An 11,513-nucleotide genomic window follows, 5' to 3' on the forward strand; every position below is an offset into this window, starting at 1 on the left:
TTCGACCCGGTCGTTTCACCCGTCGCCGGGTTGCCGGTACGACCACTCGTCGTCCGCGTACTCGAACACCCCGTCGAACAGCCCGACGAGGCGCTCGATCGTCTGGTCGTCGTGGGCCTGCGGATCGAGGTGGTAGTGGGAGATGGCACCGCTCGCGCGACAGCGCTCGGTGAGCACGTCCAGGAACTTGAACACCTGCTCCAGTTCGACGTACTGCAACAGCGTCGAGACCGACTGGAAGCAGACCGACACCTGCCGGTCCGGCGCCGTCTCGCCCCACTCGTCGAGACAGTCGGTGATCCTGACGCCCAGTCGCGTCAGGTTCTGGGGCGACGTGACGCGCTCGACGGTCGGGTCGTCCGCGTCGCGTTCCGTCGTGCTCGACCGCGCGTCGGCGTCGACGCTCACGATGCGGCTTCGGGCCGGTAGCGACCCGACGCTGCGCTGCCAGGCGTCGAGGTGGTCGCCGGGGGACTGCGTGAACAGGACCGAGAGCGCGTACACTTCCGCCGGCGGCGCCGGCGTCAGCAACTCCAGACACACCCGCGACTCGTCGCCCATGAACGACGGGCACATGACGAGCAGGTTGTCGCCCGAATGGATCGACGCCCCGACCTGTTCGGTGATCGAGTTCATGTAACCGGATTACGTCCCTGTTCCGCGGTCGTGTTCATAAATATACGTGTGACGGATAACGCTGTCCCGGCGCCGATGCCGGCCGCGGCTCTGTCGGTCCCCGCTAGCCGCGAGAGAGGCGTGCACAGATGCGCCGACGTCATCTGACGGCAACCGTTCACACGCATTTCAGGCGCTCTATCGACGTAAGAGTGCCGTCCCGCGAATCAACGGCGCGAGCGGGATGAAAAGCAGCGGTCCGCGAGTCCCACCCGACAGGATCAGCCGAACGGTGGCGCTTACTCTCGCCTGATCAACAGGAGAGCGCCCGCGAGGACGGCCAGTCCGGCGCCGACGAACGTGAAGCCGGGACCCGAGTCAGCGGTCCCCGTCTGGGCCTCTTCCGCAGTGCCTGCGGGCGTCTCCGCGGTCACCGGATCGATCGAATCGTCCGTCTGTTCGGCCGTCGGCGTGACCGTGGCCGTCTGCGTCTGGCTGCTCGTCATCTCGTCCGTGCTGGTGCTGTCGGTGGGTTGGGCGGTCGCCGTGTCGTCGCGCGGCGTGTCCGTCGCGGTCGCCGTCGTCGTCGGACTGGCGTCCGTCGATCCGGGCTCCGGCGTGGCGGTCGCAGTGGGCGTCGGCGTGTCGGTTTCGTCGTCGCCGTCGCCGCCGTCGCCGTCGTTACCGCCATCGTTGCCGTCGTCGCCGTCGCCGTCACTGCCGTTGTCGGGCGTTGGCGTCGCGGTCGCCGTCGAGGCTTTCTCGACCGACAGCGACGACTGGCTACTCACGCCGAGCAGTTCGTTGCGGCCCATGATCGTGTTGGAGTTCTGCGCGGCCCCGTAGACGGTGTAGGAGCCGGTGGACAGTTCGTCGCCGTCGAACGTGGCGACGTAGGTGCCGCCCGATTCGGACGCGTTGACCACCAGATGTTCCTCGTCGTTCGCGATGACGGCGCGCACGTGCGCTGGCGACGAACTCGCGGCGGTCTGCTCGACCTCGATCTCGATCGTCGCCGACTCGCCGTGCGTGACGCTCGACGGGGCGTCGACGCTCACGTCGTACCCCTCGACGACGAGCGGCTGGACCGCCTCGTAGTCGCCGTCGTGATAGGCGGCGATCGGATACGAACCGGGCTCGTAGCCGCTGAGGTCGAACGAGAAGCTCTGGCTCCCGTTGCCCCGCTTCGAAGCGACGATCTGCTCCTCCGAGTTGTACACGTAGACGCGGTACACCTCGTCGGGTGCCGAGACGTCGACGCCGATCTCGTCACCGGGGTCGGCGGTGATCAGCGAGTCGATAGTGAACGTGCTGTCCTGGAACTCGACCGTCCGCTCCGGCATCGAGTCGGCGTCGCTCGAACGTATCTGGTAGCCGTCGGCGGCGGCGAGCGACGACGGGACGGCGGCGAGGACGGTTATCGCGATCAAGGCGACTACCGCTGTCGACTGGAGGCGCATGGTGTGACGTGTGGTTGCCTATTGGATAAGTATGGATGTCCTACAGGTTGGCGAAACGAACGCGAAAGGGGGTGTTCGGACCGAACCGTTGGTCTGTCTGCGGGCCCGTAAGGACCGTATTCGACGGGAGATACTGCTTTTCACAGTGTTTCGAATCCGCTGCGGTGACCGCCTCGTGAAACGACGGGAGACCCGTCGGGGTGGAACGCGATCGCGGGTCAGCGCAGACTGTCCAGCGGATTGAGTCTGGCGAGGTAGAGGCTGGCCGCGACCCCGCCGATGCCGCTCACGACGACGGCGAGGACTAAACCGCCGCCGACGAGCCGCGGCGAGAGCGACGCGACGTCTTCGAAGCCGGTCAGCGCTTCGGTGATCGCGTTGACGATGCGGACGCCGAGGACGGCCAGCCCGCTGCCGAGCAGGCCGCCCAGGACGCCCACACAGAGCGTGTAGAGGAACACGACCGTCGTGAGCGACCGCCGCGAGAACCCGAGCGCGGTGATCGCGGCGAACGACTCGCGGAGGCGAAACACGAAGGAGAGCTGGATGTTCATCACGAGGAGGACGCCCGCGATCACGGCGAGCACGAGCAGGCTTCCGCCGCTCGCGAGGACCACCGCTTGCCGCTCCAGTATCGACCGCAGCTGTTCCTGGTTGGTCCGGATCGTGTACTGGGGATAGGTCTCCGAGAGCTCCGATTCGAGGCGCGTGACGTTCGTCCCCTCGGTGGCGCGGACCAGCACGAACGACGCCCGGTCGCTCGCGGTCGTGCCGGTGATCTCCTGGAGTTCGCTCGGCTGGAGGACGACCGTCGGCGCGCCGACGAACTGGGAGTAGGTCGGCGAGATCCCGACCACCGTGAACTCCTGCTGGCGGGCCGTCGCGACCGTTCCGCCGAGGTGGATCGTGTCGTTCACTCCGACGTCTAACAGCTCGGCGGTTCGGCTGTCGATGATCGCCTCCCGCGTCATCGGCCCGTCGTAGCTCCCGTTCGCGTAGTGGACGTCGTAACTACTGAACAGCCGCCCCGCGGACAGGGAGATGAGTTTCCCGCTGTCCGGCGCGCCGACGCCGACGATCGTCTGTAACTCCGACGCGTTACGCCCCGCGTACACGGACTGGAAAATCATGGGCGCCGCGGTGACGACGTCGTCCCGCCCCGTTATCTCTCTGGAGAGCTGATGCGAATCGACCACCGAGTTCTGAAACCCGCCGACGGTCCCGGGCTGGAGTTCGATCGGGCCACCGGTGATCCACAGGTCCTGCTGCGACTCGGCGAACTTCTGCTGGCCGGTGTCGATCACGCCGAGTCCGACGCTCGCGAGCAAGACCGCCGCGAGTACGGCCATCGCCACGCCGCAGATCGTGATCACCGTCCGCACTCGCTCGTGGCGCAGATGTGCGAGCGCTATCCCGACCAGCGCTCGGAACCGGGACGGCGCCCTCACAGAATCACCTCCAGCGCGTCCGTCCGTCGACTCAAAAGCACCGGGTACACCGCACCGACGAGTCCGATCACGAGGGCGATCACCATCGCGTACCCGACGAGCAGCGGGTCGAACGTCGCGATGGGATCGAGCCCGAGGAACTCGCGTCCGGCGGCGTTGATCCCGAGGATGACGACCAGTCCGACGAGCAGCCCGCCGATGCCACCGACGACGGCGACGGTGACCGTCTCGACGGCGACGACGATGGACTGCGACCGCCGGCTGACGCCGATCGCCGTGAGCGTCCCGAGGTGTTCGCGGTCGGCGGTCACCTCCAGCCCCATCAGCGTCGTGACGAAGAGCACGCCGACGACGACCGCCGTCACGACCGCGCTCACGGCGATCGCGAGCGGCAGGTTCGACGTGGACACCTGCTGGGCGGCCAGCCCGTTGCGCTCGACGACGGTCGTCCGCGGGTAGATCCCCTGCAACCGCTGTTTCACGGCCGGATCGTTCGTCGAAACGAGGATCTGGTCGGCCTGATCGTCGCTCTCGGCGCCCGTGATGGCCTGTAGCTCGCTCAGGTGGACGAGCGCGACCGGGAGCTGTCCCATCGCGGTCGCGGAGTCGACGCTCGTCACGTTCGCGACCGTCAGCGACTGGTTGGCCGACGCCCGGCCCGATTCCAGCGTCGTTCCCGTCGAGGCGTTGATCGTCTGAGCTGCGGCGTCGTTCATGATCGCCTCTCCGGTCCACCGCCCGTCGTAACTCCCGTTCGCGTAATGGGGATCGCCCGGTGTCAACCCCTCCGTCGACAGCCCGAGGATCACGGCGTCGGGCTGGGCGACGACCCCGACCGCGAGGAGGTACGTGCGCTCCCCGGTGACCGCGTCCCGCACGGGGAGCAACTCGAGTAACACGGGGAGCGAGTAGTCGACCCGCTCGTCCGCCGCTATCCGTGCGCTCGTTTCGTGTACCTCACTGAGCTGAACGCCGCCGGTCGACACGACGACCGACTGTACGTTCGACTCCTCGGGAACGATCCAGTAGTCCGTCTCGTCGCTGGAAATGACCGATTCGGACGCGAGCCCGAGGGAGACACCGGTGACGGCGACCATCAGCCCGACGGCGAGGACGACCCCGAAGACGCTCAACACCAGCCGCTGTGGCGACGCGCGCAATCGCCCGACCGTCCGGCGGACGGCGAGCCCCGACAGCGCGAGTGTGCGGCGAATCGCCGGCATCCGTCAGCGTAACTCCGTTTCCGCTCGTTCGCGGCGCCGGGTCCCGTCGCGGAGCCGGACCAGTCGGTCACAGGTCTCGAGCGCCTGGGGGTCGTGGGAGGCGAGCACGACAGCGCGCTCGTCGGCGATGTCGTCGAGCGTCGAGAGGACGCGCGCGCTCGTCTCCGAGTCGAGTTCGCCCGTGGGTTCGTCGGCGACGACGAGTTCGGGTTCGGTCACGAGCGCGCGGGCGATGGCGACCCGCTGTTGCTCGCCGCCGGAGAGCTGACCCGGCTTGTGGGTCATCCGGTCGCCGAGCCCGACCTCCTCGAGGAGCGCGCTCGCTCGCTCGCGGCGCTCGGCTTTGGAGCGGCCGAGTTCGACGAGCGGCAGGGCGACGTTCGCCCGCGCGGAGAGCGCGGGGAGGAGGTGGAACCGCTGGAAGACGATGCCGACGTGCTCCAGTCGGAGCCGCGCCCGTCCCCGTTCTCCGTACGATTCGATGTCCTCGCCGGCGAGTTCGACCGCGCCGGCCGTCGGGACGTCGAGCCCGGCTAGCAGGTGCAACAGCGTCGATTTCCCGCTCCCGCTCGGTCCCGCGATCCCGACGAACTCCCCGGAGTGGACCGCGATGGAGACACCGTCCAGGGCCCGTACGCTCGGAGTCGATCCGCCCCGGAGGATCCCCCCCGCTCCCCGGTCGTACTCCCGGACGAGGTCGACCCCGCGGACGACAGCCGGTGTCTCGCCCCCCTCTGCCCCGCCTCCGTCCGGCTCGGCCATTGATTGCAGTCTTTGCTCTCGCTGTCCGTATACGTCTTTTGTATCACTTTGACAGTATTACTGCCAAATCGGATAGGTTTACGTCGTTTCGTGATCCAATTACGCTCGTTTGTGTGCGGTATACGTCGGTTCAGCACTTGGCCTTCGGGGGAGGCGTCGCCTGTGGTCGTTCCTCCCGTTCGGTGTTCGTGAGAAAGTTCATCTGCAGGTGTTCGGACGGCCCTGTGTTACGTCAGCGTAACGCGCCGACAGTGCGATCACAACCCTCGACAGAACGAAACGAGCGCAGATACTCGGTGGACACAGCCGCCCACCTCGAAACACGAATTCACTCAATACACAGCCGGTACAGGGCGTGTACAGCTACTATCAATTCGTCTCAGGAGTTCACGATCCTGCCGCCTCGAACGTGTAATGGAATAACCGAGTACGAGCAGCGGCGTAACGAACGGCCAGAGGATGGACTCGAACCGCCGAACCAGACGGCGACGAACAGCAGCGAAACGCCGAACGCGACGAAGACCGATATCGTCGTAATCAGCCGCTTCGTGTCCTGAGACGGCGGCGAAGCGACTTTCGCTGCCGCTCGATCGAACTCGTCGAAGTAGTCAGGCTGGTGTCCATTGTTACTCGATCTCCCGCTCGTCAGTACCGTCGTAACGAGCACCGCAATTTCGAACCCCTTGTCGTAACGAGGCGGGTGATCTCAGCTGCCGGCCGAAAAATTAAGTTCCTGTTACATGAACTGGAAAATATGATATCGAGCAACAGACAACGAGTCGGTGCCAGCCTCCTGGCGCTGTTGGTTGTCGTATCGATGTTCCAAGTGCCCCTCGCTGCGGCGAGTGGTCAAGCAGCACCGCCACCGGACGACCAGACGTTCGAAGTCACCGATCGGGTCAGCGCCTGGGAACGTTCGTTCCTCCCGCTTCGAGCCGACACCGACAACGCGGTCGAGACGATCCCGAACGCGGACTGGCGAGTGCGGTCGCCCGACGGACAGGAGACCAGCCTCAACCGGGACCCGATCGCGGTCTACGAGCCCGGGTCGTCGGTGAACCTGACGTTCGACCTCTCAGACGCCAACGGCAACTCGGACACCTTCGGGAACCAGGAAGTCGAAATTCTGCGCGTGCACCTCGATGAGAACCGCGATCAGCCCGTTCCCGACACGTTCTCGGGCGCGTTAGACGTGCTCACGCGGGAGAACGCGAGCGAGAACGCGGAGTTCAAGGAGATCGACGACTCGGCGACCCTCGACGCGAACGGTGACCTCTCCTTCGAGGATACGATCCCCGAGAGCGGTCACTACTTCTACGTGGTCGCGATGAAGGAATCGGGAGACGGGTTCACCGTGAGCGGTGCCGACAGTAGCGGCGGGGACGGCGAGATGCGCGTCGACAGCGACGTGACCATCATCGGGATGGAACAACTGGCGGTCCGGAAGTCGGCGGGATCCGTCTCGCACCCGGACGAGGTCGCCCGCGGGGAGACGGTGACCTTCGACGTCAACGCCTCTTCCATCGAGGGGGAGACGGTGCGACAGGCGATCGTCCTCTACGACGAGGAGAAGTTCGTCAGACAGAGCTTCGTCCTCGACGTCGGAGAGAACGTCGGCTCGGACTTCGATCTCAACTCGGACACCAGCCTGGAGACGACCATCGACGGCGTCAACGGGGTCGCTTCCCTCGAAGACTCCGTCAGTGCGATGGACGTCTCGATCGGCGATGGACAGGTCGCTCGGACGGCCCGCATGGGGTCGCTGATGGACTTCGTCGGCGAAGAAGCCGGTCCCAACGCCTCGGCGACGGTCGACATCTCGAACGACGACGTCGTTCTCGACGCGTCCATGACGGCGGTGAGCCGAACGAGCGGAGACACGACGATCGAAGTCCAGACCTTCGGAAACTGGTCGACCGGTGACTACCGCTGGGCGTACATCGCCGTCGGCAACGGAAGCCAGGAGATGGCCATGCAGACCGGCCAGCTGGAGATCACCGAGGAGCGCGACGAGGACGATGACGACGGCAAGGACGGCGACAAGGGCGACAAAGGCGATGACAAAGGTGACAAAGGTGACGACAAGGGAGACGACAAAGGCGACAAAGGCGACGACAAAGGCGACGATAAGGGAGACAAAGGTGACGACAAGGGAGACGACAAAGGTGACAAGCACGACGAGGATGATGACGAGGACGACGACGAGGATGACGAGAGAAACGGGGGGAACAACGGCAACGAGGGGAAACGAGGGAACTAGCGGAAACAATCTCGGCGGGGGCTAAGGCGCTCCCGCATTCGGTGGAAACGGTATCATCGTAGGCACGTGCGACACCGACCGCAGGTCCTCAAAGGCGACGACGCCGCTGACGCGGTCGTCGACTGCGTGCCGTCGGACGCGGAGATCCCATCACCGCCCTCGTGCTGACGAGCAGACCGTACCGTTCCAGAGGGAGAATCTCGCTGCCGCACTCAGGCGGAGGGCGGCAGCGAATCCGGCTTCCCGCTGTTCGTCCCCGGTATCGTCGTCATCGACGTGATCGCCGGGGTCGCCTCCTATCTCCGGAACTGACCGGCGACCTGCCGCGTCGGTTTCTCGCCAGTGACGAACGTTCTCCGGGAGTCACGTCCGTTGAGAGGTGGTCGAGCGTTGCGCCGCACTTCGGAGCGCCGACGGTTGTGGTCTCCTCGCGGACGTCGCTCACTCGCGGACGAGCGGCTCGTACCACTCGCGGTTGTCGCGATACCAGTCGATGAACGCACTGACGCCCTCGCGGATGGTGTGGGTCGGCTCGTAGCCGATCAGCTCGTTCGCTTTCTCGATGCTCGCGTGGGTGTGGTCGGCGTCGACGTCGTAGCCTTCCGTGTACTCCAGGTCGAGGTCGGGCGCGAGCTGGTCGCGGATCTCCTCGGCGAGCGTCTCGATGGCGATGTTGTCCGTGCTGCCGACGTTCATCACCTCGCAGTCGGCGGCGTCGGTCGAGAGCAGCGTCCGGTTCGCCGCGAGGATGTCCTCGACGTACGTGAAATCGCGCGTCTGCTGGCCGTCGCCGTAGATGACCGGCGGATCGCCGTTGATACACCGCGAGACGAAGTTCGAGATAGCCATGTTCGGCCGCATCCGCGGGCCGTACACCGTGAAGTACCGCAGCGCGACCGCGGGGATGTCGTAGCGCTCGCCGTAGACCATCGCGTAGCGCTCGGAGGCGAGTTTCGACGCGCCGTAGGGGCTGACCGGCGTCGTCAGGTGGTCCTCGTCGTAGGGAAGATAGCGCGGCTTGCCGTACACCGACGAGGAACTCGCGAGCACGAATCGCTCGACGCCGTGTTCGCGGGCGGCGTCGAGGGCGTTGAGCGTGCCGTCGACGTTGACCTCGTCGTACTTCCGGGGGCTGATGTCGGCTCGTACGCCGGCCTGCGCGGCCTGGTGGTAGACGTAGTCGGCGTCGGCGACGAGGTCGTCGACGACGTCGGCGTCGCGCACGTCGCCCTCGACGAGTTCGTAGCTGCCGTCGCTGTTCGCTGCGGCCCCGCGGCCGGCCTCGACGTTGTGTTCCTTGATCCGCCGGTCGTAGTAGGGGTCGAAGTTGTCCAGCGCGACCACGTCGTGGCCGTCGCGGGCGAACGCCTCCGCGAGGTGACCGCCGATGAACCCGGCGCCACCCGTGACCAGGATGTTCATTGATAGTATCGCTCACCTGCCGGGAGAAAAAGGCATCGTCACGCCCTGTCCGATGCCGAGCCGTCCGGCATCGGTCGAGGCGTCATTCCGCGGTCGCGTCGGCCTGATCGACTTCGTCTTCGGCGTCGACGACGCCCGCTTCTCGGAGTCGTTTCTCGGCGGAATCGCGGTCCTCGGGGTAGCCGACGTCGGTGCGCCAGCCGTCCATCCGGATGGCGTCGATGGTGCGACCGGAGTGGATGAGCAGGTCGATGGCGTCGCTGATCTCGTACTCGCCGCGGTTGGAAGGCTGGACGAGGTGGCAGGCGTGGAGTATCTCGGGAGTGAACGTGTAGAAGCCGGTCATCACGAGGTTCGAGGGCGGGTCCTCGGGCTTCTCGACGACCTCCGTGATCTCGCCGTACTTGTTGGTGTTGCAGACGCCGTAGCGACTCGCTTCCTCCCAGGGGACTTCTTCGACGAGGAAGGCCGCGTCGGCGCGGGACTCGGCCTGTCTGTTGACGACGTCCTGCAGGTTGGCCTGGAAGATGTTGTCGCCGAGCATCAGCATGAAGTCGTCGTCGATGTGCTCCTCGACGGTCAGCAGGGCGTGGGCCAGCCCCTTCTGCTCGCGCTGGTGGGCGTAGGTGATCGGGACGCCCTCGAACTCGTCCTCGAAGTGGTTGATGATCGCCTGTTTCTTGTAGCCGACGACGACCAGCAGTTCGTCGGCGCCCAGATCGACAAGCTGCTCGAAACAGTGCGTGAGGATGGGCTTGCCGGCGACTTCGACCATGCCCTTCGGCTTGTCCTCGGTGAGCGGGCGCAACCGCGTCCCCTCACCGGCGGCGAGTACGACTGCTTGCATGCACCTGACTCGTGTATCATCGGGCATAACTCTTGTCGAAGGCCGAACGGGTCTGCCGAACGAGTCGGCGCCACCGGCCTGCCCTGCTCAGCCCCGCCTGGGCGCCACCGGCCGCTGCCGGCACCAATCGTTTCGGGCTCCAGCCCGTATCTGCGGTCACGATGGACGACTCCGGACGCCTCTGGCCCACGGACCGCTCGCGAGTCGGATGGTGGCTGTTCGTCGGGCTGCTCGTCGTCGCGGCGGCCTATCTCGCCTACTCGTTCGTCGGACTGCTCGCCACCGGCATCTTCGGCTACTACGCGATACGCCCGATCAACGACCGCGTCGACCGGGTGATCGACGCCGACGCCGTCGCGGCCGGTATCACGGTCCTGGCCGTCCTGGTCCCGATCATCGCCCTCACGCTCTACGCCGGGTTCCAGTTCGTCACCGGACTGGCTGACCTGCTCGGGGGGTCCGTCGAACCCCTCTCGCTGGTCGCCCAGTACTTCGGTCTCGGCGAGGTCCCCGCCAACGAACAGGAACTGCTTCGCGACGCCCTCCAGAATCCGCGGCAGTTCGTCGAGAACCCGCGACAGACCGCACAGACGCTCTTCCAGCGGGGGGCGACGGTGATCACCTTGGTCGCGCAGACGCTGCTGTTCGTCGCGATGGCGATCACGCTCTCGTTTTTCCTGCTGGAGAACGACGACGTGCTCTCGGCCGCGCTCGAACGCCTGTTCGGCGGCCGCGACACGACGGCCTACGCCTACGCGACCGCTCTCGACGCCGACCTCGAATCGGTCTTCTTCGGGAACTTCCTGTTCGTCGTCGTCATGTTCGTCCTCGCGAGCGCGTCCTACGCGGCGACGAACTGGCTCGTCCCGCCCGCTGCCACGATCCCGATGGTCCTCGTCCTCGGCTTTCTCACCGGCGTCGCCAGCCTGATCCCCATCGTCGTCGGGAAGATCATCTACGTCCCGGTCCTGGGCTACCTCGCGCTCCAGGCGACCCGGCCCGGCGGGCTGTCGCTGTCGCTCGTCGGCGGCGTCGCGGTCGTCTACTTCTTCGTCCTCGATTTCCTCCCGCAGACGTTCCTGCAGCCGTACATCTCCGGTCGGGACCTCGACGGGATGATGCTCATGTTCGCGTACCTCCTCGGACCGATCCTCTTCGGCTGGTACGGCTTCTTCCTGCTCCCGATCGTTCTCATCGTGATGCTCGAAGCCGTCCGGATCGTCCTCCCGGAGCTCCTCCACGGCGAGCGACTGACGACTACCGCGACGCTGGGCGAGTCGATCGGCGCCGACCCGCAGGACGAGGGCCCGGTTCCGACCGACGTACCGGGCGAGAGCGGGACCGGTCCGGGTGATCAACGGGAGAATAGTGACGCCGGTCCGGGCGGACCGGATCGCTCGCCCGAAGACGGTTGACTCTCGGAGCGGCCGTTCCGGTCGGACGCCACCGATCCGAATCCTGAAGGCCGGTGGCGGC

Annotated in this window: 9 protein-coding genes; 2 read left to right on the forward strand and 7 right to left on the reverse strand. The window is 66.0% G+C overall.

The genetic code is table 11. From position 1 onward, the window contains the following. Positions 1 to 15 precede the first annotated feature (15 nt). The 5 genes from PSC72_RS12190 to PSC72_RS12210 form a co-directional block, all read right to left on the reverse strand. Positions 16 to 636 (reverse strand): DUF7504 family protein, encoded by a 621-nt coding sequence (locus PSC72_RS12190; RefSeq protein ID WP_274321687.1) that lies wholly within the window; start codon positions 634 to 636, stop codon positions 16 to 18. Positions 637 to 914: 278 nt separating this feature from the next. Continuing rightward, positions 915 to 2,075 (reverse strand): hypothetical protein, encoded by a 1,161-nt coding sequence (locus tag PSC72_RS12195; protein ID WP_274321688.1) that lies wholly within the window; start codon positions 2,073 to 2,075, stop codon positions 915 to 917. A gap of 218 nt (positions 2,076 to 2,293) precedes the next feature. After that, the gene (locus PSC72_RS12200) at positions 2,294 to 3,523 is read right to left on the reverse strand and encodes an ABC transporter permease (RefSeq protein ID WP_274321689.1); all 1,230 of its coding nucleotides are present in this window, start codon (positions 3,521 to 3,523) and stop codon (positions 2,294 to 2,296) included. Further along, positions 3,520 to 4,746: an FtsX-like permease family protein gene (locus tag PSC72_RS12205; RefSeq protein WP_274321690.1), complete on the reverse strand. Its 1,227-nt coding sequence runs from the start codon at positions 4,744 to 4,746 to the stop codon at positions 3,520 to 3,522. Before PSC72_RS12205 ends, PSC72_RS12200 begins: the two co-directional genes overlap by 4 nt. Positions 4,747 to 4,749: 3 nt before the next feature. Continuing rightward, positions 4,750 to 5,508, reverse strand: coding sequence for an ABC transporter ATP-binding protein (locus PSC72_RS12210; protein WP_274321691.1), 759 nt, complete (start codon positions 5,506 to 5,508; stop codon positions 4,750 to 4,752). Positions 5,509 to 6,262: 754 nt separating this feature from the next. Here PSC72_RS12210 and PSC72_RS12215 point away from each other — a divergent pair. Next, positions 6,263 to 7,768, forward strand: a complete 1,506-nt coding sequence (locus PSC72_RS12215) for a hypothetical protein (protein WP_274321692.1) — start codon at positions 6,263 to 6,265, stop codon at positions 7,766 to 7,768. Positions 7,769 to 8,209: 441 nt separating this feature from the next. On the opposite strand, the gene PSC72_RS12220 is transcribed toward PSC72_RS12215, so the two are convergent. Further along, positions 8,210 to 9,190 (reverse strand): NAD-dependent epimerase/dehydratase family protein, encoded by a 981-nt coding sequence (locus tag PSC72_RS12220; protein ID WP_274321693.1) that lies wholly within the window; start codon positions 9,188 to 9,190, stop codon positions 8,210 to 8,212. An 82-nt stretch (positions 9,191 to 9,272) separates the two neighbouring features. Further along, positions 9,273 to 10,037: a UTP--glucose-1-phosphate uridylyltransferase AglF gene (gene aglF / locus PSC72_RS12225; protein WP_274321694.1), complete on the reverse strand. Its 765-nt coding sequence runs from the start codon at positions 10,035 to 10,037 to the stop codon at positions 9,273 to 9,275. Positions 10,038 to 10,198: 161 nt separating this feature from the next. Between aglF and PSC72_RS12230 the strand changes: the two genes are divergently transcribed. Further along, positions 10,199 to 11,452: an AI-2E family transporter gene (locus PSC72_RS12230; RefSeq protein ID WP_274321695.1), complete on the forward strand. Its 1,254-nt coding sequence runs from the start codon at positions 10,199 to 10,201 to the stop codon at positions 11,450 to 11,452. The last annotated feature ends 61 nt before the right edge of the window (positions 11,453 to 11,513 follow it).

Origin of the sequence: Halosimplex aquaticum (assembly GCF_028747785.1) — an archaeon.
In the GTDB taxonomy this organism is placed as follows: domain Archaea; phylum Halobacteriota; class Halobacteria; order Halobacteriales; family Haloarculaceae; genus Halosimplex; species Halosimplex aquaticum.

Excerpts from the sequence above, each read along its gene's own strand:
- PSC72_RS12190 (WP_274321687.1), bottom strand. The coding sequence starts at position 636 with ATGAACTCGATCACCGAACAGGTCGGGGCGTCGATCCATTCGGGCGAC.
- PSC72_RS12195 (WP_274321688.1), bottom strand. The coding sequence starts at position 2,075 with ATGCGCCTCCAGTCGACAGCGGTAGTCGCCTTGATCGCGATAACCGTC.
- PSC72_RS12205 (WP_274321690.1), bottom strand. The coding sequence starts at position 4,746 with ATGCCGGCGATTCGCCGCACACTCGCGCTGTCGGGGCTCGCCGTCCGC.
- PSC72_RS12210 (WP_274321691.1), bottom strand. The coding sequence starts at position 5,508 with ATGGCCGAGCCGGACGGAGGCGGGGCAGAGGGGGGCGAGACACCGGCT.
- PSC72_RS12215 (WP_274321692.1), top strand. The coding sequence starts at position 6,263 with ATGATATCGAGCAACAGACAACGAGTCGGTGCCAGCCTCCTGGCGCTG.
- PSC72_RS12220 (WP_274321693.1), bottom strand. The coding sequence starts at position 9,190 with ATGAACATCCTGGTCACGGGTGGCGCCGGGTTCATCGGCGGTCACCTC.
- aglF (WP_274321694.1), bottom strand. The coding sequence starts at position 10,037 with ATGCAAGCAGTCGTACTCGCCGCCGGTGAGGGGACGCGGTTGCGCCCG.
- PSC72_RS12230 (WP_274321695.1), top strand. The coding sequence starts at position 10,199 with ATGGACGACTCCGGACGCCTCTGGCCCACGGACCGCTCGCGAGTCGGA.